The sequence below is a fragment of the Corynebacterium sp. MSK004 genome (assembly GCF_030232515.1).
Lineage (GTDB): Bacteria > Actinomycetota > Actinomycetes > Mycobacteriales > Mycobacteriaceae > Corynebacterium > Corynebacterium hesseae.
Genome location: NZ_JASPKB010000001.1, coordinates 295,883 through 321,051, shown reverse-complemented (window position 1 = coordinate 321,051; position 25,169 = coordinate 295,883). Strand labels below are relative to the sequence as shown.

At 63.3% G+C, this 25,169-nt stretch carries 25 protein-coding genes; 22 read left to right on the top strand and 3 right to left on the bottom strand.

The genetic code is table 11. The annotated features are described in order from the left end of the window. The first annotated feature begins 114 nt into the window (after positions 1-114). The 10 genes from eccCa (at position 115) to QP999_RS01420 (ending at position 11,463) form a co-directional block, all read left to right on the top strand. Positions 115-3,843, top strand: a complete 3,729-nt coding sequence (gene eccCa / locus QP999_RS01465) for a type VII secretion protein EccCa (protein ID WP_284847513.1) — start codon at positions 115-117, stop codon at positions 3,841-3,843. After that, positions 3,840-4,970, top strand: a complete 1,131-nt coding sequence (locus QP999_RS01460; protein ID WP_284847512.1) for a type VII secretion-associated protein — start codon at positions 3,840-3,842, stop codon at positions 4,968-4,970. Before eccCa ends, QP999_RS01460 begins: the two co-directional genes overlap by 4 nt. Positions 4,971-5,148: 178 nt before the next feature. Next, complete coding sequence (locus QP999_RS01455; protein ID WP_070521640.1) at positions 5,149-5,466, top strand: WXG100 family type VII secretion target; 318 nt, start codon at positions 5,149-5,151, stop codon at positions 5,464-5,466. A 71-nt stretch (positions 5,467-5,537) separates the two neighbouring features. Continuing rightward, entirely contained in the window at positions 5,538-5,825 is a 288-nt protein-coding gene (locus QP999_RS01450; protein ID WP_070521638.1) for a WXG100 family type VII secretion target, read from the top strand. A gap of 433 nt (positions 5,826-6,258) precedes the next feature. Continuing rightward, positions 6,259-6,702, top strand: coding sequence for a 50S ribosomal protein L13 (rplM, locus tag QP999_RS01445; RefSeq protein ID WP_010189505.1), 444 nt, complete (start codon positions 6,259-6,261; stop codon positions 6,700-6,702). Continuing rightward, on the top strand, positions 6,702-7,238 hold the full coding sequence (rpsI, locus tag QP999_RS01440; protein WP_070521636.1) for a 30S ribosomal protein S9: 537 nt from the start codon (positions 6,702-6,704) through the stop codon (positions 7,236-7,238). Before rplM ends, rpsI begins: the two co-directional genes overlap by 1 nt. Before the next feature lie 162 nt (positions 7,239-7,400). Then, the gene (glmM, locus tag QP999_RS01435; protein WP_070530775.1) at positions 7,401-8,744 is read left to right on the top strand and encodes a phosphoglucosamine mutase; all 1,344 of its coding nucleotides are present in this window, start codon (positions 7,401-7,403) and stop codon (positions 8,742-8,744) included. 140 nt (positions 8,745-8,884) lie between these two features. Further along, positions 8,885-9,196, top strand: a complete 312-nt coding sequence (locus tag QP999_RS01430) for a hypothetical protein (protein ID WP_070563739.1) — start codon at positions 8,885-8,887, stop codon at positions 9,194-9,196. Then, positions 9,196-10,887, top strand: a complete 1,692-nt coding sequence (locus tag QP999_RS01425; RefSeq protein ID WP_284847506.1) for a prolipoprotein diacylglyceryl transferase — start codon at positions 9,196-9,198, stop codon at positions 10,885-10,887. Before QP999_RS01430 ends, QP999_RS01425 begins: the two co-directional genes overlap by 1 nt. A 357-nt stretch (positions 10,888-11,244) precedes the next feature. Beyond that, positions 11,245-11,463 carry a hypothetical protein gene (locus tag QP999_RS01420; RefSeq protein ID WP_070521584.1) on the top strand — a complete coding sequence of 73 codons (219 nt, stop codon included), beginning with the start codon at positions 11,245-11,247 and terminating at the stop codon, positions 11,461-11,463. 70 nt (positions 11,464-11,533) lie between these two features. Here the strand turns inward: QP999_RS01420 and QP999_RS01415 are convergent, their stop codons facing one another. After that, positions 11,534-12,355, bottom strand: coding sequence for a dienelactone hydrolase family protein (locus tag QP999_RS01415; RefSeq protein WP_070565018.1), 822 nt, complete (start codon positions 12,353-12,355; stop codon positions 11,534-11,536). Between the two features lie 117 nt (positions 12,356-12,472). Here QP999_RS01415 and glmS point away from each other — a divergent pair, with 117 nt between their 5' ends. The 9 genes from glmS (at position 12,473) to QP999_RS01370 (ending at position 20,942) form a co-directional block, all read left to right on the top strand. Next, positions 12,473-14,344, top strand: coding sequence for a glutamine--fructose-6-phosphate transaminase (isomerizing) (gene glmS, locus QP999_RS01410; protein WP_284847503.1), 1,872 nt, complete (start codon positions 12,473-12,475; stop codon positions 14,342-14,344). Between the two features lie 25 nt (positions 14,345-14,369). Next, entirely contained in the window at positions 14,370-15,476 is a 1,107-nt protein-coding gene (gene alr / locus QP999_RS01405; protein WP_284847586.1) for an alanine racemase, read from the top strand. Continuing rightward, on the top strand, positions 15,466-15,930 hold the full coding sequence (gene tsaE, locus QP999_RS01400) for a tRNA (adenosine(37)-N6)-threonylcarbamoyltransferase complex ATPase subunit type 1 TsaE (protein ID WP_070530761.1): 465 nt from the start codon (positions 15,466-15,468) through the stop codon (positions 15,928-15,930). Before alr ends, tsaE begins: the two co-directional genes overlap by 11 nt. A 1-nt stretch (position 15,931) precedes the next feature. After that, positions 15,932-17,524, top strand: a complete 1,593-nt coding sequence (locus tag QP999_RS01395) for an aspartate:alanine exchanger family transporter (protein ID WP_284847500.1) — start codon at positions 15,932-15,934, stop codon at positions 17,522-17,524. A 70-nt stretch (positions 17,525-17,594) separates the two neighbouring features. Continuing rightward, a complete protein-coding gene (locus QP999_RS01390; RefSeq protein ID WP_284847498.1) occupies positions 17,595-18,164 on the top strand; it encodes a hypothetical protein in 570 nt (189 codons plus the stop codon). Further along, complete coding sequence (gene tsaB / locus QP999_RS01385) at positions 18,164-18,856, top strand: tRNA (adenosine(37)-N6)-threonylcarbamoyltransferase complex dimerization subunit type 1 TsaB (RefSeq protein WP_284847497.1); 693 nt, start codon at positions 18,164-18,166, stop codon at positions 18,854-18,856. The genes QP999_RS01390 and tsaB overlap by 1 nt, the downstream gene beginning before the upstream one ends. Continuing rightward, on the top strand, positions 18,853-19,389 hold the full coding sequence (locus tag QP999_RS01380; RefSeq protein ID WP_284847495.1) for a GNAT family N-acetyltransferase: 537 nt from the start codon (positions 18,853-18,855) through the stop codon (positions 19,387-19,389). The genes tsaB and QP999_RS01380 overlap by 4 nt, the downstream gene beginning before the upstream one ends. Continuing rightward, positions 19,383-20,435, top strand: a complete 1,053-nt coding sequence (tsaD, locus tag QP999_RS01375; protein WP_284847494.1) for a tRNA (adenosine(37)-N6)-threonylcarbamoyltransferase complex transferase subunit TsaD — start codon at positions 19,383-19,385, stop codon at positions 20,433-20,435. Before QP999_RS01380 ends, tsaD begins: the two co-directional genes overlap by 7 nt. Positions 20,436-20,513: 78 nt before the next feature. Continuing rightward, the gene (locus QP999_RS01370) at positions 20,514-20,942 is read left to right on the top strand and encodes a hypothetical protein (RefSeq protein WP_070527889.1); all 429 of its coding nucleotides are present in this window, start codon (positions 20,514-20,516) and stop codon (positions 20,940-20,942) included. A 34-nt stretch (positions 20,943-20,976) separates the two neighbouring features. Here QP999_RS01370 and QP999_RS01365 read toward each other — a convergent pair whose 3' ends face one another. Next, positions 20,977-21,612, bottom strand: a complete 636-nt coding sequence (locus QP999_RS01365) for a response regulator (RefSeq protein WP_070563770.1) — start codon at positions 21,610-21,612, stop codon at positions 20,977-20,979. Then, positions 21,609-22,739 (bottom strand): sensor histidine kinase, encoded by a 1,131-nt coding sequence (locus QP999_RS01360; protein WP_284847492.1) that lies wholly within the window; start codon positions 22,737-22,739, stop codon positions 21,609-21,611. Before QP999_RS01360 ends, QP999_RS01365 begins: the two co-directional genes overlap by 4 nt. Positions 22,740-22,851: 112 nt before the next feature. Here QP999_RS01360 and QP999_RS01355 point away from each other — a divergent pair, with 112 nt between their 5' ends. From QP999_RS01355 to groES, 3 genes are all read left to right on the top strand, one after another. Continuing rightward, positions 22,852-23,457, top strand: coding sequence for an ABC transporter ATP-binding protein (locus QP999_RS01355; RefSeq protein WP_070521548.1), 606 nt, complete (start codon positions 22,852-22,854; stop codon positions 23,455-23,457). Continuing rightward, entirely contained in the window at positions 23,441-24,715 is a 1,275-nt protein-coding gene (locus QP999_RS01350; RefSeq protein WP_284847491.1) for an FtsX-like permease family protein, read from the top strand. The genes QP999_RS01355 and QP999_RS01350 overlap by 17 nt, the downstream gene beginning before the upstream one ends. A 140-nt stretch (positions 24,716-24,855) precedes the next feature. Next, positions 24,856-25,155: a co-chaperone GroES gene (gene groES / locus QP999_RS01345; RefSeq protein WP_167595557.1), complete on the top strand. Its 300-nt coding sequence runs from the start codon at positions 24,856-24,858 to the stop codon at positions 25,153-25,155. Positions 25,156-25,169: the final 14 nt, after the last annotated feature.

The window sequence follows — 25,169 nt, the reverse complement described above, 5'->3', positions numbered from 1 at the left end:
CGAGAAAAATTTCTGGGCAACCCCTTGCCCATTGCCTCACATTGTGGCTTACTAGTGGCACGCTGTCCACCGCTTCAGGAGGCGGTGGAGTACTTCGGGGGGAAGGACTTTGACATGCGCGTACCCACACGCGTCGTGGACACTGGGCAGCCGGCCTATCGGGAGCCGGCACCGCCGTTGCCGCAGGGCAGCATCAACGCCGAGGCCGTGCCGGAGGCGGCTCGCGCTCAACCCGTGCCACTGGTTCGCCTACTTATGCCGCTGGTCATGATCGCGGCCATGCTGGGCATGGTGGCGCTCATGGTTCTCGGGGCGGGGGACGCCCGCCGGATGAGCCCCATGAGCCTCATGTTTCCGCTCATGATGCTGGCCAGTATGGCCATGATGTTTAACCCGCAGGGAGGCGGGCAGGATCCGGATGAGACCCGCCGGACCTACCTGCGCCACCTCAAGGCGCTGCGGGAGGAAGCGCTGGAGCGCGGGGCGGCGCAACGCGCGCATGAAGAACACCGCAACCCTGACCCTGAGCAGCTTGGCGCATTGATTCCGACAACGCGCCTGTGGGAACGGGACGCGGATGCCCCGGACGCCTTGGAGGTGCGGGTGGGGACGGGGCCGATGGCCCTGTGCACGCCCATTAACGTGCCGGATTCGGGCGCGGCGGAGGACCTCGATCCGGTGTGCGCGGTGAGCTTGCGCCAGACCGTGCGCGCGGTGGGAACGCTGGCGGACATGCCGGTGGTCATCCAACTGCAAGCCTTTCCCATCGTTGGCCTGGCCGGCGAGGATGCGGCCGGGGTTGCCCGCGCGCTGCTGCTACACCTGGCCGTGCTGCACGGTCCGGAAACCGTGGGCATTGAGTACCACGGTGAGGAGTGGAACTGGCTGAAGTGGCTGCCACACGTTAGGGATCCGGGCCAAGCCCAGTTCCGCATCCGCGTTGTTGAGGAGGACCAGGCAAGCGGCGTTGCCGTGCCGCGCAGTGACGAGCTGGAGGATGCCCCCACAACCACCATCGCCGTGGGCGTAACACCTCATTCGCCGCTCGGGCGCCGCGCTGAGGAAGAAGGCATCTACCTGCGGGCGGAGGGCGCGCTCTCCGTGGTTACTGCCGCGGGGGAGGAGGAGCTGGGACGCTGTGCGCTTGTCGACGATTCCACGGCCCTCCTGCGCGCCCGTACGCTTGCGCCCTATCACCGCCCCTTTGGCAGTGATGCTGCGGCAGCGCCCCGGCACGGTCGCGATGCGGACCTGCCGACCTTGCTGGGCTATCGGGACGTGGATGCGCTTCAGGCCTCCGGCATGTGGCAGGGACGTAGCCCGGCTGAGCGGCTGCGCGTGCCCATCGGCGTGGACGAGTCCGGGCACGCGCTGATGCTTGATGTGAAGGAGTCCGCGCAGGGCGGGATGGGGCCGCATGGTTTGTGCATTGGTGCTACTGGCAGCGGAAAGTCGGAATTACTTCGAACGCTTGTCGTAGCGCTGGCCGCCACCCATAGCCCGGAGGAGCTCAACCTCGTGCTCGTTGATTTCAAGGGTGGCGCAACCTTCCTAGGGTGTGAGGAGCTGCCGCATACCTCCGCCGTGATTACCAACCTGGAGGAAGAATCGACCCTGGTGGAGCGCATGTATGATGCCATCTCCGGCGAGATGAACCGCCGCCAGGAGCTGCTGCGCAAGGCGGGCAATTTTGCGAACGTGGGCGAGTTCAATGCCTCGGCTGCTGCGGTGGCCGAGCACGGACCTCTGCCGGCGTTGGTCATCGTGGTGGATGAGTTCTCGGAGCTCTTAGGCCAGCACCCGGACTTCGCCGAGCTCTTCGTCGCGGTGGGAAGGCTTGGCCGCTCGCTCCATGTGCACCTGCTGCTGGCCTCCCAGCGCTTGGAGGAAGGGCGCTTGCGGGGATTGGATTCGCACCTGTCCTACCGCATCGGATTGAAGACCTTCTCCGCGGGGGAGTCCCGCCAAGTTCTCGGAGTGGTCGATGCCTATCACCTCCCCGCCCAGCCGGGAGCCGGCTACCTCAAGACGGATGCCGATGCCCCCACTCGCTTCCACGCCTCCTATGTGTCTGGCCCGGTCACGCGCCGGGTAGCGCCTGATGATTCTGAAATGAATGCGCGGCACGCCGCGCGCGTGGAGCTTTTCACAGGGCAGCGCGCGGTGGAAGAAGAACTCGGCTTTGCAGAGCTCGTAGATTCCTCGAGCACGCTCCTGGACACCGTTGTGGCCGCCGCCCGGGATGAGGCTGCTCGGCGTGGCCAGTCGGCGCGAAGAATCTGGCTGCCTCCCCTGCCGCCCGTGGTGGAGCTGTCCAGCGTTGCCTCCTTGCGGGAAGATTCTCCCGGCGCGGGCGGAGAGTTGCGCGCCGAGGTGGGGCTTATTGACCGCCCCTACCACCAGCGCCAAGACCCGCTCACCGTGGACTTTAAGGCAGGAGGCGGGCACCTGGCGCTGTGCGGTGGACCGCAGTCGGGTAAGTCGATGGCGTTGCGCAGTATCGCCTCCGGTCTGGCGCTGCGGCATTCGCCGGACCAGGTGCGTTTCTATGTCATTGACCTGGGCGGCGGGCAGCTGCGGGTGCTGGACCGGCTGCCCCACGTGGCCGGGGTGGCCGGCCGTGAGGAGCCGGAGAAAATCCGTCGCATCGTTGATGAAGTCGCCGGCCTCGTGCGCCGCCCGGAGCCCCGCCACACCTTCCTCATCGTGGACGGCTGGCACCACATCGGCACCTCCGGCGCGGATTTTGAGGACCTTGCTGAGCCGATCACCCAGCTGGTGGCCGACGGCGCCTCCGCCCGCGTCCACGTCGTGATCGCTGCAGCGCGGTGGACGAGCCTGCGGCCGTCTATTCGGGATCTCATCGCGGCCCGTATCGAGCTGCGGCTGGGCGAAGCAATGGACTCACTCATCGACCGCAAGGCGCAGCAGAAGCTCCCGGCAACGCCCGGACGGGGAATCACACTGGCAGGGGAGAACCTGCTGTTTGCCGCAACGTCCCCGCAAGACATCGCCCACATCTGCGGTGTGCATGCTGGTGCCGAACCGGTTCCACCGCTGAAGATGCTGCCCGCCCTTCTCACCGAGTTGCCCGAGCCAGATGACGGCTCGCCACTGGACGGGGTGGCCTGGGGAATCGGCGGGCCGGACCTCGAAGTCCTTAGTTGGGATCCAGTCACACAGCCGCACCTGGTGTGCATTGGTTCCCAAGGCTCCGGCAAATCGAACTTCCTCAGCGTAATCCTGGCCGGAATTAGCCACCTGGGCAGGGAAGCCGCCCGCCTCGTGGTCATCGATGAGCGCCGTGCACATTTGGGGACGTTGGATGAGGAAATGGTGGCGGCGTATGGGGCGTCGGCAAGCGCGGCCACCCAAGCCATCCTCGATACCGTGCGCACCTTGGAACAGCGCCTTCCCGGCCCCGAGGTCACCCCCGCCCAGCTCGCAGCGCGCAGCTGGTGGGAGGGGCCGGACATCTACCTCGTTATCGACGACCTCGACCTGGTCAGCGACATTGCCCTGGCGCCCCTGCTCGAGCTCCTCCCACACGCCCGCGATGTGGGGCTGCACCTGGTGCTCGCGCGCAAAGCCGGCGGCATCGGGCGCGCGATGTTTGGACAGTTCCTCTCTGCGGTGCGGGACCTGCAGCCAGCGCTGCTGCTTCTCGACGCCGACCGCGAAGAAGGCACCATCTTCGGCATCAAGCCAACAGCGCTGCCGCCAGGCCGCGGCCAATGGGTCCTGCGCGGCATATCTCAGGGCTTGGCGCAGGCGTATGTGCCGAGCGCCGATAGTTCACACAACTCACCACAGACCACAGGCAACAAAGGAGACAACCAATGACCGCGACGCACGCACTGCGAACCCCGACAACCGCGCCAGAGACCACGCTGATCGTCACGGTGCTCGATGCCGCCACGATTTATGAAGGCCCGGAAACGATCTATCGCTATGACCTGCCCGGCACGGGAATCGCCGAGGGGTGGGCGCTGGAGGCCGTCCTTGACCAAGCAGAAAAAGTCTGCGGGGCGGAATGGCCGGACGCCACCGTTGAGGTGGTGGCGGATCCTTCCGGAACGGATGTCAGTGTCGAAGCTGTGAGTATCCTGCGCCGGCAACTCGCTGGTGCCGGTGCGACGGTCCTAGAGCCAGAACCATCGCCGCCGCCGGCACCGGTTGCGGCCAGCGCATCACAGGCTGCTTCCCACTCGGCGGTGGGGGAGCAACAGTACGACTATGACGGTGCGAAGGAGATAACTGCTGAGCGGCCTCGGGCAACTCGCCGTTTGCGCTCCCATCGCGCAGCGCAATCCCGTTGGACGGCGCTTTTGGGAGGCATCGATCCCTTCTACATCGCGATAGCGGTCATGGTGGTTGTCGTCGCCGGGGTGTCCTGGTGGGCGGTGGGGCGCAAGGATGCGGCCGTGGCGGCGTCGACTTCCGAACAGGTGGATGAGAATACGTCTGTGGCTGCCGGCGCGCCGGGTACGGCTGCAGCACCCGGTGGGGATGAGCGTCCTAGGGGTGCCGCAACGGAGGCGGAGTCCGAGGGATCCGGCAGCACGCAGCTGCGCCCTGGCCAGCAGGCCATCGAGGTGGAAGGGATGTCCCTGGTACTCCCGCAGGGATTCCGGACCAGCGTGGAGGACGGGCTTGTCACTGCGGCCGGCGAAGACCCCAATTTGCGCATCCTTTTGGCAGCCGATCCGCTCTTCAACGTTCCCGTCGACGTCCTTTTCGCCGAGATTAAAGGACAGATCGACTCCGATCCCGCCCTCCGTGATCCGGTCGAGGAATCTGGGCGGCTGACGTATACCGAGGGCCCTGGAGACGGTTCGCAGGTGACGTGGATGATGTGGGAGGACAAGGGCCATCAGATGTCCGTGGGGTGCCACACCAAGTTTGAGCCCAACGTGGTGCAGAAGGCCGCCTGCCGGATGGCTGCGGAATCTCTGGTCAAAAAGGAGTAGGCGGGAGCACGCCGCGAAGCTAAAAGATTTTTGAACGCGGCGGGAACCGATGAGCCACTAGCTCAGTCCAATAAAGGTGAGAAGGACACAGGGTGCTTCTCGGGGGGAAAGAAACACACACCAAGCCCTTGGAAAAGGGATATACCCCAGGTAGGGAACAAGACAGAAAGAGAAGAACATGACTCAAACGTTCCGCACAGAAGCCGACGTAATGGTGGCCACCGCCGGCCGCGTCGACTCCACCAATGACGAGGTACAGGGTGAGCTCACCCGTCTGCAGGGTGTTGTGGATTCCGTTCGCGGCAGCTGGGCAGGCCGCGCGCAGGTTTCCTTTGACAACCTGATGCAGCGCTACAACTCCTCCGCGCAGCAGCTGCGTGAAGCGCTGACCGCCATCAGCGAAAACATCAGGGATAATGCCCGCAACTTCGACACGGTTGAGGCGGATAACGCCCAGTCCTTCGAGAACGTCGGCGGCGCGGGACTGGCCTTGTAGCGCTAGCTGCGTTCACTGACTACAGCACACGTTGAATTACACACGAGCACACAGAAGATAAGGAACACGCAATGTCTGGAATCAAGTATCAGTTCGGTGCCATCGCCGGCGCCGCAGCCGACATCAACTCCACCTCCGGTCGCATCAATGGACTCCTCGGTGACCTGAAGGCCACCCTGCAGCCGATGGTATCGACCTGGGAGGGAGATTCCGCTGCGGCATATAACGCGGCGCAAGCTAAGTGGGATAAGGCGGCCGCCGAGCTCAACACGGTGCTGGCGACCATCTCCACCACGGTCTCCCAGGGCAACGACAACATGAGTGACGTCAACCGTCGCGCTGCCGCAAGCTGGGGATAAACCGACCCGGCTGTGAGTCTTGAACTGGGTGGGTGAGCTTTTTCTTTAACACCATTCACCACCATGAGTGATGAGCGGTAGGTAGGAAGGCGCGGAGGCTAGGAAAGGAAGGCGCAGGGAATGGAAGGGCTGGACGCGCCGCCTTGACTCAGCTTCCACCGCCCGCCCAGTGAAGGCGCCGGTATCGCTTCTCATCAACGTTTCTGTCTCTACCCCCACCCCGAATGAATTGAGGTGGAGGCGTTGGTGAGGGGCGATATCGGCGTTTTGGGTTTTCAAACTGCTGCGTACTAAAGTGAAACACCTATGTGTCCGCACCCCGTCGTTAGTGGGTGCGCGCGGGCTGCAGGTCTCCACCGGCCGCTGTATGTACCGCGTCAAGGCTTACATAGCGATGGCCGGCAGTTCCGAGACAGACTTTCAAGGAGTCATTTTGTCTACTTTCCACCCGAAGAGCGGTGACATCACCCGCAAGTGGTACGTCATCGACGCTACCGACGTGGTTCTGGGCAAGCTCGCTTCCACCGTGGCTGACATGCTGCGCGGCAAGCACAAGCCCCAGTACGCACCGAACGTTGATTGCGGCGACCACATCATCATCCTGAATGCGGACAAGATCCACATTTCTTCCAACAAGCGCGAGCGCGAGATGCGCTACCGCCACTCCGGTTACCCGGGCGGCCTGAAGTCCATGACCCTTGGTCAGTCCCTGGACGCCAACCCGGTCCGCGTTATCGAGGAAGCTGTGAAGGGCATGATGCCGCACAACAAGCTTTCCAACGCCTCCATCAAGAAGCTGCACGTTTTCGTGGGCGAGGAGCACCCGTACGCCGGCCAGAAGCCGGAAACCTTTGAGTTTAAGCAGGTGGCACAGTAATGACCGAGCAGAACATCGACAACAATGTAGCCGACGCTGCCGACATCGCTGCAGCAACCGCCGCTACCGAGGAGTTCACCAACACCATCGGTGATTCCCTGGCAACCGATACCGAGGCTGAGGTTGAGACCGCTGCCCCGGCTATCCACGAGGGCCCGATCCAGACCGTTGGTCGCCGTAAGCGCGCCATCGCTCGTGTTCGCCTCGTTGCTGGTTCCGGAAACATCTCCGTCAACGGCCGTGCCTTTGACGAGTACTTCCCGAACAAGCTGCACCAGCAGGACATCCTGCAGCCGCTGACCATCCTTGAGCGCGATGGCCAGTTCGACATTAAGGTCACCGTCAACGGTGGTGGCCCGACCGGCCAGGCCGGCGCTCTGCGTCTGGCTATCGCCCGCGCACTGAACGTCTACAACCCGGCTGACCGCCCGGCCCTCAAGAAGGCCGGCCTGCTCACCCGTGACGCTCGTGCCGTGGAGCGCAAGAAGGCTGGTCTGCACAAGGCACGTCGTGCCCCGCAGTACTCCAAGCGTTAATCTTCGCGCATTGCATTTTCGAAAGCCGCTGCTTCCCTTGTATGGAGGCGGCGGCTTTCGCTATGCGTAGGGCCTGCACAACGTGAAGCCGCGAGTCATAGACAGACATCGTTGGTGGCCCGATCTGCGGAAGCTATGGGGTAGCAGGCATAATGAACAACTATGACTCGACTTTTTGGAACCGATGGAGTTCGCGGCTTAGCGAACAAGAAGCTCACTCCGATCCTGGCCTTGCGCTTGGGACAGGCGGCGGCGGAGGTATTGACCTCGGACCGCGAGTCCTATGAGCGTCGACCGCTCGCGATTATCGGGCGCGATCCGCGCGTGTCGGGTGAGATGCTGGATGCGGCGATCGCATCGGGCTTAGCATCGCGTGGCGTCGACGTCGTACGCGTCGGCGTGCTGCCTACCCCGGCTATCGCGTTCCTCACCGATGACTTTGGGGCAGATCTCGGCGTGATGATCTCCGCCTCCCATAACCCGATGCCGGACAATGGCATCAAGTTCTTCTCCGCGGGCGGTAAGAAGCTGCCTGATGAGGTGGAGGATCGCATCCAGGCTGCCATGGGAAGCCTCACCGAAGACGGACCTACTGCGACCAAGATTGGTCGCATCATTTCGGAGGCCCCCGATGGCCGCGAGCGCTACCTCAAGCACTTGGCCGAGGTTGTCACCACGGATCTGAGCGGCATCAAGGTTGTCGTCGATACCGCTAATGGTGCTGCCTCCAAGGTGGCACCGCAGGCCTACGAGGCTGCGGGTGCTGAGGTCATTGCCATTCACAACAAGCCCAATGCTTTCAACATCAACGAGGACTGCGGTTCGACGCACATCGAGAAGACCCAGGAGGCCGTCGTCGAGCACGGCGCCGATCTGGGCTTGGCTCACGACGGCGACGCTGACCGCTGTTTGGCCGTGGATGCCGAGGGCAACGTTGTTGACGGCGACCAGATCATGGCGATCCTCGCCGTGGGCATGAAGGAAGACAACGATCTCCGCTTCAACACCTTGGTGGCTACCGTCATGTCGAACCTGGGCCTGAAGCTGGCCATGCAGGAACAGGGCATCGAGGTCAAGGAAACCGCCGTGGGTGACCGCTACGTGCTAGAGGAGCTCAACCGTGGCGATTATTCCCTGGGCGGCGAGCAGTCCGGCCACGTGGTGTTGCCGGATGACTGCACCACTGGTGATGGCACGCTGACCGGCCTGTCCATCATGGCGCGCATGGCGAAGTCCGGGAAGTCCATCAAGGAGCTGGCTTCCGTGATGACGGTATTGCCACAGGTGCTTATTAACGTGCCGGTATCCGATAAGGCCGTCATTCTTAAGGCTCCTGAGGTCAAGGAAGCAATCGCTGCTGCCGAGTCGGAGCTTGGAAACACAGGCCGCGTTCTGTTGCGCCCGTCCGGCACGGAGGAGCTCTTCCGCGTCATGGTGGAGGCTGCTGAAGAAGAACAGGCGCGCAAGGTGGCGGGCAAGCTCGCTGCGGTCGTTGCTGCAGTCTAGTTCTACGCACCCACGCTAAACCCCGGGCCATGTGGCCTGGGGTTTCGTGTTTTGTGGGTGATGGGGGAACCGGAGGGGAGGTTTCTCAGTCCAATAAGGGCAAGAATCACTGTTTGTTGTGGACGAGAAGGAGGGCGCTCATGCCCGACGTATTTTTTGATGAGGACGAAGCCACGCGGCTTCTCGACGCCGTCGTGGACCAAACCCGCGCCCAAAGTGACGCGCATCGTGGGGACAGACCGAACTTTCCCGCGTCATCCGCGGGCAGGGACTTCGGCGGGCATGGGGCGCAGATTCAGGCGTTGCTGAGCCAGCTGCATGAGCGCGGAGCGTGGCGGTTGGACAACATATCGGCCACAGCGGATGCTGCACGCGCACAGCTGCGTGCTTTCGGGGAGATCGACCGTGGTCTTTCTGGCCAGCTTGGTGAGCAGGAAGCGGGGATGAACTGATGTCCACGATGGTCAAGTCGCTTTTGGGTGATTATTCACAGGCGGTGTCCCAGTTCCAGGCCGCTAGCTTAGGGGGCTACTCCGGCCCCAGCACACCTATTGGTCTGCTGGGGGACATGGTGGGCTCGGTCGATGGGATAAAACCGGATGACCTGGTTAGCAGTACTGCATCGGCGATGGGTGCTCGACGCCCGCGGCGCGGCGGCAATGGTTTGCGAGATTTCCTTTTAGGAACGGTCCTATCGCTGGCCGGGGGAGCGCTCATGGATCACCTGCGCGGCGTGCAGGATGACTTTGAGAAGGAAAGGGAGGAAGCCGATGACCTGGTGGAATCCGCGCAGCAGTGCTCTGAGGCCATCGAGGATGTGGTCGATGTTTCCGATTCTGCGGTAGCAGAGCTCATTTCCGCTGTCATTCCTCTGCTCAACATCCTGACGATGCTGTTGCAGCGGCACCCTTTGGGAAAGGCCATCGTTCCAATGATTTCGAGCATTGGTGGAGACCTTATCGATCAGACGAATGACACTATTACGCAGACCTGCCGGGACCGCGATACTGCCATCGAGAATTGCTATGGCGAGTTTGAGAGGCGCTGTTCTGAGGTGTGTGAGCGCGAGCTTCCGGAAACCCCGCCGGAACCCGAATGTGGCTGTGAGGACAAACCGAAGCAGTGCCCACAACCTGAGCCTGAGCCTTGTGCACCGACGAAGCTGGCCCAGTCCACTGAACCTGTTGCGCCAGCGCAGCCTTCTCCCGCACCGGCTCCTTCCACACCTGCCCCGCCGCAGCAACCGGTTGAGCAGGGGGTTGAAAAACCGGTAGCGCCACCGGAGGAACCGGCGCCGACTCGTCCCGCTGCGGCGCAGGAAAAAGAGTGCCCACCGGATGAAGAGAAGCCACAGCCTGCGAAACCGAGCCAGCCTCCAAGCGCACCAACTGAGGCGGTAGCGCAGCCTAAGCCGGAATCCACTGCGCCAGAAGCGCAGCACACACCGTGCGGCTGCCATGCGGAGAAAGAAGCGCAGTCCTGCGGTTGCAGTGAGCAGCAACGTGAAATAGAAACCACGAAGCCAGCCGATGCAGGGGTGGAGAGTCCCACCGAACCCCTGCAACAGAAGGTGATTGACTGCCCGGAGGATATGGAGCCGGTGGCTGAGGAGAAGGAGTGCACTGAGGAACCGGTAGAAGGTGAAGACTGTGAGGCGCCAGAGCAGCCACCAGTTGCGGAGCCGGGTGAGTGCAAGCCTGAAGAATCCTGCTGCGGAAGCTTGGGAATCCTCGGCGTAGGGGTTGCCATCCTGGGGCTGGGCCTCTTGGCCGAGGCGGCTGTGGACTTCATCGAAAACCTGCCGGAGCCAGAACCTGTACCGGAGGCGGTGCCTGAGCCAGAGCCCGAACCCCAGCCAGAACCAGAGCCCTGTCCGCCGCCTGCGCCGGAACCTGCTCCTGACAATGGTGTTACGCCGCCACCGCCGGAGCTGAACAACGTCCCGGAGCCAGAAGCACCGCCGGAGAAGCTCGCACACATGCAAGCAGCGGAAGCACCGGTGCCAGCACCGGATCCTGCGCCAGCACCCGCATCCGAGCCAGCGCCAGGGCCCGCTCCCGCAACTGAGGCCGCACCAGACATAGCGCCGCAAGAAAGCTCAGAGACATCGTCTGTACACGCACGAAAGGCAGGGCAGTGGTAATGCCGCACAATGATTTTGATGAGTTCGCGCGCGGATTCCGCGAGCGCACAGCAGCACGGCTACTGGAGTTTGAGAAAGCCATGGCTAAGGCACAGGATGAGCTGGAAAAATCTGCGCAGCGTGCTGCCCAAACCCAAACGCACCCGGACCCACAGAGGCGAAGCCCAGCCGCCAGGGGCGTAGCGCACAGCCAAAGCCAGGGGCAGGGGCGAGGCCGCCCGCGCGGTCAAGTGCAATCGGTGCTCAGGCGCGGGTGACACGGAAACCGGGAAACTCCTCTGTGCGCCAGCAGCCCCAGGTGCTACCGTGGCGTGAGTAGTCGCTGTACGTATCAACCAGGGTTTGGGGGAAGACCGCATGACAGTTCCTTGGCTTTATGACGTCTTGTGGGGCGTTCTTCCCATGCTGTACCTCTTGGTGGCTTTTGTTGTGCTTGGCATTGAGATTAAATACGACAGAGAAATGGCCCACATAAAACTGTGGACGGCCGCTCAGTTGCTTCTGCCGGGCATTGCACTTATCGCCTGGCTTTTCATTGAGGTTCCTCGGTTAAAACGACTAAAGCAGGACGAATAAACGATCGTCCTGCTTTAGTCGGAGTACATGTGCGCCTTGTGGTGCTAGCTCGTCGAAACCTTTCCTGTTGCTAGAAGCCGGCGCGTTTGGTGAGGTCTTCGCCGACGAAGCTCTCGACGCCTTTGGCGGAAGCGTCGGCAGCCGCAAAGTCGTCGTACTTGGATTCGCCAGCGAGGGTGGACAGGAAGAAGCCAGTGACAAGGCCGCGGGCAGTTTCGACTGCGGAACCTTGGAAGAAGCCGGAGCCAAGCGCCAACTTGAAGAGCTTGTCCTCGCTGAAGCCGGACTGCGTGCCCTTAGCAATTTCGCGGTAAGCCACCGGACCGCCCCAGGCGTTGGCCAGCTTCGCGGGGTTTCCAGCGCGGAAGATATCATCTTGGCCCGCGCCAATAACGAGGCCGCGTGCCTTCACTGCGTGTGCGGCCTGAACCGCGGACGGGGAAGTATCGGCAGGGTAGAGGGCCGCGACGGCGCGGACCTTCGGGTTATCCACGGCAGCGAGGGTAGCCACGCCGCCGCCCATGCCGTGGCCAAAGACACCCAGCTTGGAAGCGGAGACCGAAATCTTGCCAGCGCCCAGCCTGACGCCGGCGGCAATTTGCAAGGCCGATTCGAGGTCGGCAGCCAAGTCGCGGTGTTTGGCAAAGACGCCCGTCTCCGTATCCGGAGCAACCACTACGATGCCCCAGCTGGCCAAGTGGCGCAGGGTGGCGTGGTAGTCCTTGATGCTCTTCGTCCAGTCGTGGGCAAACGCCACGGCGGGCAGGCCCTTGCCCTCAACCGGGGTGTACACCTTGCCCTCAAGCCCTGCATAAGACAGGTCTCCGACGAGGACGCGGTGCGGGCCGCGCTTAGACAACGTACCGAGATGCTTCTTCAAATTCGCAGACACGCTTTACAGAATAGAGCAAAGAGTAGGTAAAGCGGTGGACACTATAAGGCAGTGGGGGAGAATCAAACGCGATCCTTGAGATTCCGCATGATAAATCATGCTGTAAAATTTCGACCTATGTGTGGAATCGTTGGATACATTGGCCATAACACCGATGGCCGTGAGTACTTTGCCTTAGACGTTGTGCTGGAGGGCCTGCGTCGACTGGAGTATCGCGGCTATGACTCAGCAGGCGTCGCAATGTACGCCGATGGCAAGATCGGCTGGCGCAAGAAGGCCGGAAAGGTCGCCGCGCTGGAAGCCGAAATCGCCGCGCGTCCGCTTCAGGATTCCGTCCTGGGCATCGGGCACACCCGCTGGGCCACTCACGGTGGCCCGACCGATCTGAACGCCCACCCGCACGTGGTGGATGGCGGCAAGCTCGCCGTCGTTCACAACGGCATCATCGAGAACTTCGCCGAGCTCAAGACCGAGCTGGAGGCCAAGGGCCACAACTTCGTTTCCGAGACCGACACCGAAGTCGCCGCCACCCTCCTGGCGGATGTGTTCCACAACGAGGCCGGCGGTGACCTCACCAAGGCCATGCAGCTGACCGGCAAGCGCCTGGAAGGCGCGTTTACCCTCTTGGCTATCCACGCCGAGCAGGCCGACCGCATCGTGGCCGCACGCCGCGATTCGCCGCTAGTTATCGGCCTGGGTGACGGGGAGAACTTCCTGGGCTCGGACGTCTCAGGCTTCATCGACTACACGAAGTCTGCCGTGGAGATGGACAACGATCAGGTCGTCACCATCACCGCGGATGATGTCGAGATCACCGACTATGAGGGCAACCCCGCCCAGGGCAAGCCCTTCGAGATCAAGTGGGACGCCGCCGCGGCCGAAAAGGGCGGCTTCAACTCCTTCATGGAGAAGGAAATCCACGACCAGCCGGCAGCCGTGCGCGATACGCTGCTGGGCCGCCTCGATGAGACCGGCAACCTGGTCCTCGATGAGATTCGCATCGAGGAGTCGGTGCTCAAGTCCATCGACAAGATCATCGTCATCGCCTGCGGCACCGCCGCCTACGCAGGACACGTCGCGCGCTACGCCATCGAGCACTGGTGCCGCATCCCGTGCGAGGTGGAACTGGCCCACGAGTTCCGCTACCGCGATCCGATCGTCAACGAAAAGACCTTGGTTGTGGCCCTGTCCCAGTCGGGCGAGACCATGGATACCCTCATGGCCGTGCGCCACGCCCGCCAGCAGGGCGCCAAGGTAATCGCCATCTGCAACACCCAGGGTTCCTCCATCCCGCGCGAGTCCGACGCTGCCCTCTACACCCACGCCGGCCCGGAGATCGCCGTGGCCTCCACCAAGGCCTTCCTGGCGCAGATCACCGCGACCTACCTGCTGGGCCTCTACCTGGCTCGCCTGCGCGGCAACATGTTCTCCGATGAGGTCAACTCCGTCCTCGAGGATCTGCGTGATATGCCGGATAAGGTTCAGGCAATCATCGACAACGAGCAGCAGGTCTACGACCTGGCCAACGCCATGGAGAATGCCAAGTCGGTGCTCTTCCTGGGCCGCCATGTCGGCTTCCCCGTCGCGCTGGAGGGCGCGCTCAAGCTCAAGGAGATCGCCTACCTGCACGCGGAGGGCTTCGCCGCCGGCGAGCTCAAGCACGGCCCCATCGCGCTCATCGAAGAGGGCCAGCCGGTCTTCGTCATCGTGCCTTCCCCGCGCGGCCGGGATTCCCTGCATTCCAAGGTCGTCTCCAATATCCAGGAGATCCGCGCCCGTGGTGCCATCACTATCGTCATCGCGGAAGAGGGCGACGAGGCCGTCGAGGCCTACGCCAACCACATCATCCGCATCCCGCAGGCGCCGACGCTCATGCAGCCTCTGCTGGCTACCGTCCCGCTGCAGATTTTCGCCTGCGGTGTGGCAACTGCCAAGGGCTACGACGTGGACCAGCCGCGCAACCTGGCGAAGTCGGTGACCGTCGAATAGCGCCGCACCCTTAAGTGGCACAATGGTGGGCATGTTGAAAACCACCGTTGACCTCAACGCTATTGCCCACAATGTCGCTCGCGTGAAGGAGGCGGTGGCCCCGGCCCGCCTCATGTGCGTGGTCAAGGCGGATGCCTATGGCCACGGCATCGAGCGCTGCGCCCCGGTCATGGCGAAGGCGGGGGCGGACGCCTTCGGGGTGGCCACGCTGGCCGAGGCCGTGGCGCTGCGGAAGGTCATTGATACCCTTCCCATCGCTGCCTGGCTGTGGGAGCCGACGGAGGACCTCGCCCCGGCCCTAGCCGCCGGAATCCAGATCGGCATCCCTTCCTTGGCGCATGCCCAGGCGCTCATCGCCGCCACTGATGCGCCCACCGAGGTCTTCGTGATGGTGGAGACGGGGATGCACCGCTCGGGCGTCGACAAGCACGCGTGGGAGGAGACCTTCCGCCTGCTTGCCGACGCCCCCCACATCACCGTCCTCGGCCTCATGTCCCACTTTGCTTGTGCGGACGAGCCGGAGCACCCGCACAATGATCATCAGGAATCGGAGTTCCGCCAGGCCCTAGCGCTTGCCCGTGAGCTCGGGCTTGAGTGCCCGCTGAACCATCTGGCCAACTCGCCCGCGGCCTTGACCCGCCCCTCGGCGCGCTTCGAGCAGGTGCGCGTCGGGCTGGTCCTGTATGGGCTCGAACCGGTGGCCGGGCACGACCATGAGCTGAAGCCCGCCATGACGTGGGAAGCGTCCGTCGTCGCGGTGAAGCCGATTTCGGCGGGGGAGTCCACCTGCTACGGCCTGACCTGGACAGCAGACAGCGACCGTCAACTCGCCACCGTCAGCGTGGGCTATGCCGATGGCCTGCCGCGAGCCTTTCAAGGGGCGCTGCAGGTAGGGATCGGCGGCGAGCTCTACCCGCAGGTGGGCAGGGTCTGTATGGACCAGATTGTCGTCGACCTTGGGGCCAATCCCCACGGTGTGCGCGCCGGGGAGACAGCCGTTATCTTTGGCCGTGGCGGCATGAGCGCTACCGAACTGGCCGAGGCAGCCGGGACCATCAATTACGAAGTACTGTGCCGCCCTACCGGGCGCACCCAGCGCACATACCGCGAAGGAGCTAGCGATGCGCAGTGATTTTCCACACGAAGGACACCGCGAGGCGGCCACTCCGGAGGATGCTCAGGCCTTCGGCGAGGAGCTGGGCGCGGCTTTAGAGGCCGGGGACCTGGTTATTCTTGATGGTCCCCTGGGCGCCGGGAAAACCACCTTCACGCAGGGTATTGCCCGCGGAATGCAGGTGAAGGGGCGGGTGACGTCGCCGACCTTCGTCATCGCGCGCGAGCACCCCTCGCGCGTGGGCGGGCCGACGTTGGTGCACGTGGATGCCTACCGCCTCTTGGATCATTCAGAGGATCCGTTGGGGGAGCTGGACAGTCTAGACTTAGACACCGAAATAGAGGACGCCGTCGTCGTCGCCGAATGGGGCGGGGGCTTCATGGAGCGGCTATCTGACTCGTACCTCGCCGTTACAATCAACCGGGATTCGGACGATGACGTCCGCGTATTCACATGGAAATGGGTGAATTAACGTGCTGGCTTTCCTTGCTGAACAGCCCCTGCTCACGCTTTTTCTCATCATGGCGGTGGGATTAGCCGTCGGCAAGATCAATGTCTTCGGCATCTCGCTCGGCGCCGCCGCTGCGATGTTCGTAGCCCTGGGATTGTCCGCGGCCAACCCGGACATCGTGGTCCCGGCGTTCGTGTATCAATTTGGTTTGGCCATCTTCGTGTATGTCATCGGCCTGAACTTCGGCCGTAGCTTCTTCCAGGATTTCCGCCGGCGTGGATGGAAGATGTCCATGGTGGTCATCGTCTTCTTCTTCGTGTTGGCGGGGCTGACCACCCTGGCGATGCGCATGTTTGATCTCGACCCGGCGATCAGCGTGGGCACGCTGGCGGGGTCGGTGAGCTCGACGCCTGGTATGGCCGCGGTCGTCGAAGCCTTGGGCGGCGATAGCACCCCGGTGGTGGGCTATTCCCTGGCCTACCCGGGCTGCATCATCGGAACCATTCTGGTTGCCGCGATTGGCGCCAAGGTGCTGCGCGTGAACCACATTGAGGACGCACGCGCCGAGGGCATGATCGCAGAACCGCTCGAGTGGCGGGCAGTGCGCCTGACCCGTGACTTCGACGCCACGGTGGGGGACCTCCAAGAGGTGACCGGTGAGCGCGTCATCGCCACCCGCCATGTGAACAACCCGCACGAGCACGACCTGGCCTACCCGGAGCTCCCGCTGCGTGCCGGCATGGAATTCCTGCTCAACGGCACCGCGCCCGCGTTGGATAGCGCGATTTCCCAGTTGGGTGAGGAGATCCACATCAACCTTCATGAGGAGGATGGCCTGGTCTACCGGCGCCTGACCGTGTCCAGCCCACGTGTTGCGGGCTATCAGCTCAAGGACTTGGACACTGTGAAGGAAGGCTTCCTCATCGCGCGCGTGCGCCGCGGCGACTCCGACGTCGTGCCGAACGAGGAAACCGTCCTGCACTACTCGGACCGCGTGCGCGTCATCACCGCGCCGGGCAGGCTTGACGACGTCCGCCGTTTCCTCGGCGACTCCGAAGCCAAGCTCGGCAATGTCGATTTGTTGCCCTTTGCCCTAGGCCTCTTCATCGGTCTGCTCTTCGGCGCTATTCCGATCCCGCTTCCGGGCGGCACCACGTTGTCCTTCGGCTTTGGTGGCGGCCCCATCGTCGTCGGCCTCATCTTGGGCGCGCTGGGCCGCTCGGGCCCAATTAACTGGCAGCTTCCCTTCCACGCGAAGCAGACGATTTCCACGCTGGGTTTGACCTTGTTCTTGGCGGGCGTGGGTACGTCGGCAGGCGGCCAGTTCCGGGATGCCTTGTCGGATCCGACCTCCCTGAAGTACATGGGCGTGGGCATTGTGCTGACGCTGGTTTCTGCCATCGGCATCGTTGCGGTGTCCATGCTGGCGCTGCGCCTCAAGTTTGATGAGTCGATGGGCATCGCCGCCGGCATGACCACGAACCCGGCGATCATGGCCTACCTCAACCCGCAAACCGGTACTCAGCTGGCAGAGCGCGGCTATGCCACCGTGTACCCCACAACGATGATCGGAAAGATTCTCATGTGCCAGGTCTTGGCCTTGATTATTGTTTGATCGTTGTCGCGTAGGATGTCCCCGTACTGTTTATTCCCGCTACCCCCGCGTGAGGAGCTAAAACACCTTTATGAACAAGCTTGGTCAATTCATCACCACTGTCGTTATCGGCGGCTTCGCCGTATTCCTTGCCGCCCTCATCGTGCTGCCGATGGTCCGGCCAGCGCAGGCGGAGACGAAGGAGCCGTCGACAGTCGCCCAGTCCCTGAGCGCGTACCCGAAGAACCTGGACTTCGCCATGTTTATCCCGCAGGATGTGTACGGCCAGGAGTGGGGTGCGGTCGCCGCCGTCTGCCCGGGTGCCACCGAAGATCAGCTCAAGAAGGGCGGCGTGGAGACGAAGAACCTGAACATTGACTTTGCCGACGGGGCCGTGCCCAATGACGTGAACTACATCTTGCTGGCTTCGCAGACCGGTGAATTCAAGGCGGAGAAGCTCCCGCGCGCACAGGTGGACCTGTGCGATGGTCTGCTGCAGCAGCTGAAGTCGCCGGAAGCAGCCAAGCAGGACATCCCGCCGCTGCTGCCGTTCCAGCAGGGCCAGCCGCTGCAGTTTATTCGCGATACCCAGGATTACGTGGAGCAGATGGGTAAGAACAACCCCGACTACGTCGACACCGACTGGCACCTCGCAGGCTAATGAAGGTTCTTGCACTCGATACCGCCACCACGGACCTGGTGACGGGCATCGTTGATACCGACACCGGGGAGAGTATCGACCGCGTCATTAGCGGCACGCGCGCTCACAACGAGCAGCTCATCCCCGCTATCGAGGAGCTGCTTGCCGACGCCTCCCTGACCTACTCCGACCTCTCCGCCATCGTCGTCGGCACGGGGCCCGGACCGTTTACCGGCCTGCGCGTGGGCATGGCTACCGCTTCCGCTCTGGGGGTGGCTCTTCACCTGCCGGTGCATGGCGTGTGCACATTGGATGCCATCGCGCACGGGCGCGCGGGGGAGTGGCTGGTGGCCATCGATGCCCGCCGCAAAGAGGTCTACTGGGCCACCTACGCCGACGGTAAGCGTCTCAGCGGCCCGAACGTGTCGAAGCCGGAGGCTCTGGAACTGGGCGCCGCTGGGCTCTCGAGCCCGGAGACCACGCGCCTAGTGTTCCCGGAGTCCATCGCCCCACGCTTGCCGGAAGAGATCGCCGGCCTTCCCCGCGAGTGGGCTACCCCGCGCGTGGCGGGACTGGTTGCCTGCGCTGATCTTTCTGCCGAGCCCGCGCCGCTCGTCCCGCTGTACCTGCGGCGTCCCGATGCCGTGGAGCCGAAGGCGAAGCCGCGCTCGGCCGCTTTGGTCGGCGGCATCGGGGAAACACCGGCATCATGAGGCTGCGCCCGCTCCTGCTTGAGGACGCACCCCGCTGCGCCGAACTAGAAAAAGTACTCTTCCCCGGTGAAACTCCCTGGCCGGCGCGTGCCTTCGAGCAGGAAATCGCGGCGGGGCACACAACCTACTGGGCGGTTGACGCAAGCGTCAACCGCGATGACCACAACGACAACCGCGTGGGCCATAACGTCAACCGCGAAGACCACAGTGACAACCGCGGCGAAGCTCTCGGCTACGCCGGCGTGGGGCGGATGGGGCCCGCCGCCTGGCCGGAGTACGAAATCCGCACCATCGGAGTCGACCCCGCGGCCCAACGGCGCGGCATAGCGCGGCTGATGATGGACGCCATCGTCGAGCTCGCAGATTCCCACGACGCCCCCATCTTCCTCGAAGTGCGCGTGGGCAACGATCCCGCCATCCGCCTCTACGAGGCCTATGATTTTGTCATCAACGGCCTGCGCCGCAACTACTATCAGCCCTCCGGCGCGGACGCCCACACCATGTACCGACCACGAAAGAGTGAGAGATGTTAATCCTCGGCATCGAGTCCTCCTGCGACGAAACCGGCGTGGGAATCATCGAGCTGTCTGACAACGGCCACATGGAGATTCGCGCCGACGTCGTCGCCTCCTCCATGGAGCAGCACGCGCGCTTCGGCGGCGTGGTGCCGGAGATTGCCTCCCGCGCCCACCTCGAAGCCATGCCGCAGGTGATGAAGGCAGCGCTGGAGGAAGCGGGCGTCGAGAAGCCAGATGCGGTGGCCGCCACCGTGGGGCCGGGACTGGCCGGCGCGCTCCTCGTCGGGGCGTCGGCAGCCAAGGCCTTCGCTTCCGCGTGGGGCGTGCCCTTCTACGGCGTCAACCACCTCGGCGGGCACGTCGCGGTGGCCAACCTGGAGGGCGAAGAGCTGCCGCACTCGGTGGCCCTGCTCGTTTCCGGCGGCCACACCCAGCTGCTCGAGGTCGAAGCCGTGGGCAAGCCCATGAAGGAACTGGGCACCACGCTTGACGACGCCGCCGGCGAAGCCTACGACAAAGTCTCCCGCCTCCTGGGGTTGGGGTATCCGGGAGGGCCGGTCATCGATAAGCTGGCCGCCCAAGGAGAGCCCACCATCGATTTGCCGCGTGGTTTGTCCAAGGCCGAGGACCTGCGCGGGCCCAACCGCCACAACTTCTCCTTTTCCGGCCTCAAAACGGCAGTAGCGCGCCACGTGGAAAAAGCCGAGCGCGAGGGCGCGACGGTCCAGGTTGAGGACCTGTGTGCCTCCTTCCAGGAGGCGGTGGCAGATGTGCTGACCGCCAAGGCCGTGCGCGCCTGCCAGGACACTGGAGCCAAGGTACTGCTGCTCGGCGGTGGCGTGGCGGCGAATTCGCGGCTGCGCGCACTGGCGGCGAAGCGCTGCGAATCCGCGGACATCGAGCTGCGTGTGCCGCGCTTCAAGCTGTGCACCGATAATGGCGTGATGATCGCGGCGGTGGCCGCCCAGCTCATCCACGAAGGCGCAGAACCCTCCGGCCTGGCATGCGGGACCGATACACAGCTTGAGGTGGAAGTGCCGCTCGTGGCTGCTGCGCGCTAGCGGATGCGCAACCCCCAGGGTGCAGGTAGTGTGATGACCGATAATTGCCTCGCTCGCACATAAGGAGCTCACACCGCTATGACCACTGGATTCCTCGTTAACCCCGATCTGTCCCGCCGCACCATCGAGTTTGAGCTCGAGCACGCAAATCAATTCCTCGGCGGCACCACCGAGGATCGTGTCTCTGTGGCCTTCCAGGATGATGGCCAGACCTACGCGGCGCTGTTTAACCCGAACGCCAAGGCTGAAGGCGCCGACCCGAACCCGGTGGCATCACTGGCGCGCAATGCAGCTGCGACCGGCAATTCCGCCTTCTTGCAGGACCCAATCCGTTCCATCTGCGGTCCGGTTATCTTCGTTGCTGCCGACGGTGACGACAAGAACATCGACGAGGTCGCCGAGGCCGTGGAGCACGGCATCCGCGCGGTGAAGAACTACCACGAGGACAACCCGGAGGAGTACCAGCTGTGGCGCGCGGCTGTGCTGAACTCCCACCGGCAGGTCTAATTCCAGCCCTTGTTTGTAGGGCCTCAGCGCTTTTCTAGCGCTCGGTGTGGCGCAGCCATGCCAATACGGCCTTCACCCGCCGGTTGGAGTCCTCGGGTCGAAACCCGAGCTTTATAAATACATTGGAGACATGCTTGCTTACTGCTCCGGAGGTAAGGACGAGCGTGTCTTCAATGTCTTTATTGCTCAATCCTTGGGCCATAAGCCCCAGTACCTCCCGCTCGCGAGCGGTGAGCCGGGCTAGACCAGTGTGCCTTGCAGAAAGCAGCGCCGTGACCACCTCTGGGTCCACCACGGTGCCGCCGCGGGCGACATCGTCAAGCGTGCGCACGAATTCTTCAACATCAGAAACGCGCTCCTTGAGTAGGTACCCGAATCCGCCGTGCTCCAGGAGGCGGTCGAGATAGCTCGCCGCTACGTATTGGCTCAGCACCACCACGGGTTGGGTGGGGTCGGCTGCCCGCAGATCGTGCACGGCTTGAAGCCCGTCATCGGTCATCGTGGGCGGCATGCGCACATCGCTGATAATGAGGTCGAAGTCTTCCTGCCCTGCGATGGCGCGCAGTGCTTCGGCATCTGTGACCGTCGTGACGCTATGGCCGAGAGCACCGAGTAGTTGCTCCAGACCCGCGCGCAGGAGCGCGGAATCTTCTGCGAGTAATAGCTTCATTTCGCCTCCTTCAGCGGTAGTTTGACCAGCAGCTGGCCGCCGCCTTCACCCGTAGCATTGGCGCTAGCAGCATCAAAGGTCACCGTGCCGCCGAGTGCAGCAGCACGCTCGCGCAGCCCGGCGAGGCCCGTGCCCGAATCCACAGCTGCACTCTCACCGTCCGGCTCTTTGTCCGTGGGTCCCGTGCCATTATCTACGATTTCTAGGCGCAGCATATCCCTAAAAGCGACCATTACCGCGGCTTCGGTGGCTGCGCCGTGCTTAGAGGCGTTTGTGAGCGCCTCGGCGACTGCATGGTAGGCCAGCAGCGCTGTGGTCTCGTCAATCGAGCTCTCAGCGCCCTCTACGCGAAGTGTGGTCTCAAGCCCGGAATGGGCGAGTAACTCGTCGAGGGCGGGGATAAGCCCGTCGTCGAAAAGCACCTGCGGCGCAATGCCACGCACTGTCGCCCGCAATGAAGCCAGAGCCAAAGAGGCATTATGTTCTGCGTCAGTCAAGGCCTGTTGTGCCTGGGGCGGGGCTTGTAGTTTTGCCGCGGCCAAGTTGAGCTTGAGCGCGGTGAGGTACTGCTGCGGGCCATCGTGCAGTTCGCGTTCGATGCGGCGGCGCTCGCCGGAGAAGGCATCGATAAGCGTGGCACGCGAGGCCGCCATTTCCTCGGCCGAAGGACTCAATGCCAGTCGGGTCAGCGAGACCGACACTAAGACCAAGAGGCGGTTGAGACCTACCAGTAACAACACAAGCAACAGAGCAGCCAGCCAGCAGGTTAAGAAAATAAGCGGTCGGTTGGAGGTGGACCACTCGCCAACGGAGAACTCGGCCTTAGGTACGAATGGCGCTATCGCTAGCACACCCGCTGTGAAACCCAGGGCCGTCCACGCGGTAAAGCATGCAGTCGAAATCAATAACTGCAACACGAGGTGATAGAACTGCTGCCAATCAAACCATCGATCTGCGCGCCGGGGTGGAATTTCCACGCCCATCCACTGCGCGCCCAACCGGCCGACAAGTTCCGCGGCGCGACCCACCAACGGGATCCACGGCAGCATCAGCACCGAAATCACCAAGGTTGGGATACACAGCATGCCGAGGAGGAGGCTCCACGCACAGGCTTTGAAGGTTCGCATAGTCTTCGACCCTATCCGCCATGCCGGTGGAAGGGCAGTGGAGCTAGCTCCACCATTTTTCGGGCAGCCCGCCCCATGTCATTGTTGTGCGTGGCCGAGTGGAATCAAAGGCATGTTAAAAGCAGAAAATCTTAGTAAGCGCTACGGCCGCCGCACCGTGCTTAATCGCGTCAATGTGTCTATCGCCCCAGGCGAATTCGTTGCCATCATGGGGCCATCGGGAAGCGGCAAAACCACGCTCCTGAACCTGTTATCCGGGCTCGATAAGCCCACTTCCGGCCGAGTCAACGCGCCGGGGCGCAAGCAGCGTGCATTTGTATTCCAAGACTACAACCTGCTGGAATCCCTCAACGCGCAACGCAATGCCACATTGACGGCGCGCTTTTCCGGCCGGCGCCCTGCACGCGGCCGTGTGGCAGAGGTCTTCGATTCGCTCGGTCTCGCTGGATTGGAGAGCCGCCTGCCCGCACAGCTTTCTGGTGGGCAGCAGCAACGCGTGGCTGTCGCCCGGGCATTGCTGGCCCAAGCGCCCTATATCTTCGCTGACGAGCCCACGGGCGCGCTTGACGACGCCACCGCTTCCACCGTCCTTTCCCACCTTCACGCCGTTGCCCGCGATGGAGCCAGCGTGATCATGGTGACTCACTCGCACCTTGCCGCCGAGGCGGCCGACCGGGTCATTTCCTTGGAGGAGGTGGCCCATGCTGGTGTGGCTTAAGGACTTACAGTCCAATTGGCTATCGTGGCTGGCCGTAGCGCTGACCCTGGTGGTGTCTTCCAGCTCGTGCACCCTAGCGCTAGCCATGCTGGTCGCTTCCCCCGGAGCCGAAGAAAACCCCGCCGGCCAACTGGGCGGCACGGTGCTGGGTATGTCACTGTGCGTGGTGGTGCTAGTGACGCTGTCACAGATGCGCCTTATTATCGCCGAGCGCGAACCGGTCTACCGTTCCTGGCGCATGGTGGGCATGCCTGGGTGGATGATCCTGATTTTCATTCTGGGCCAAGTCGCGGTGGTCAGCGCGGCCGCCGGATTTCTTGGTGTGCTGCCGGCCCGTCCACTGCTCGCGCCGTGCGTGCGCGCCCTGCGCAGCGACGGCATCCCTTTGCCAGACATTGCGATTACAGGCCAGGTCGTTGGTATTGCGATAGTTGTCTGCATGTCCGCGGCCCTAGTCGGAGCGCTGCCTCCACTGCGCCGAGTCTTTCGGCCGCACGCCACCGCACACCCGGCGTGGCTCATGGTGAAATTCCTGCTCGCGTCCGTTGCTGTCGGCAGTACGGTCTATGGATGCCTACACATCGATGATCCCGGCGACCTCCTCTCGGCCGAGATGGGCTTGGTCATCCTTGTCGCGCTCTTTTTGCCCTGGCTTATGCCCGTCCTGGATCAATGGACCCGCGCGGCCGGCATCGCTGGGGCTAATGTGCGCGTGCGCCGAAGCTTTTCCACCCCGCACATCGTGCCGTGGGTGCTCGTCGGCGGCTTTATCGTCGCCGTCGGCTCGGGCCTGCGCTTTGGGAACGACGCAGGCGCCGGAGGCACCCTGTCCTCGTGGCAGGCCTTCCTCGCCCTTTTGGGTCCAGTCTTCGCACCTAGCATCGTGGGCGCCGTGCTTACCTCGCTGCTTATGCACGGGCGCATCGCGGCCGATATTCGTGGCCTCACCTTGGCGGGCGCCGCCCCCTCGGCCTGGGCGCGCGTGCAAGTGGGGGAGGCGGCGTGCCTCACCCTGACTGCGGCCGGCGTGGTCTGGGCGCTGTGTTTGGCGACGCTCCTGCCCCTCCAGCACCTGCTCACCCCACAGGCTTCCTTCGGTCGAACGCTGGTAGAGGAGTTGTGGTGGCCGTCCTTCGCCGTAATATTCGGCGCAATGTTTATTGCCCTGGGCGTCGTCAAGCTGGCGTTGGCCGGCTTTGTACACACCCGAGCCGCGTCGTTCGCGGAGGGCGAACGGGTTAGCGGCCCACAACGTTGAGGGCTAGCAGTCGCGAGGGTAGAGTGCTAGGCAGGTTGTTTTGACCCACAGTTGTTCACCCGCGACGACGGCTGTGCTGGACACCCACAACCGGCACGCGCGCGTCCACGTGGACGCGCACTAGGAACACTTTGGAGGAAATCATCATGGCAAACATTAAGCCGCTGGAGGACAAGGTCCTCGTTCAGATCGTTGAAGCTGAGACCACCACTGCATCCGGCCTGGTTATCCCGGACTCCGCGAAGGAGAAGCCGCAGGAGGCCACCGTCGTCGCTGTCGGCCCGGGCCGCACCAACGACAAGGGCGAGGTCGTCCCGGTTGGCGTCAACGAGGGCGACACCGTCATCTTCTCCAAGTACGGCGGCACCGAGCTGAAGTACGACGGCCAGGAGTACCTCCTGCTGTCCGCTCGTGACCTGCTCGCTGTCATCGAGAAGTAAAAGTAGGCGATTAA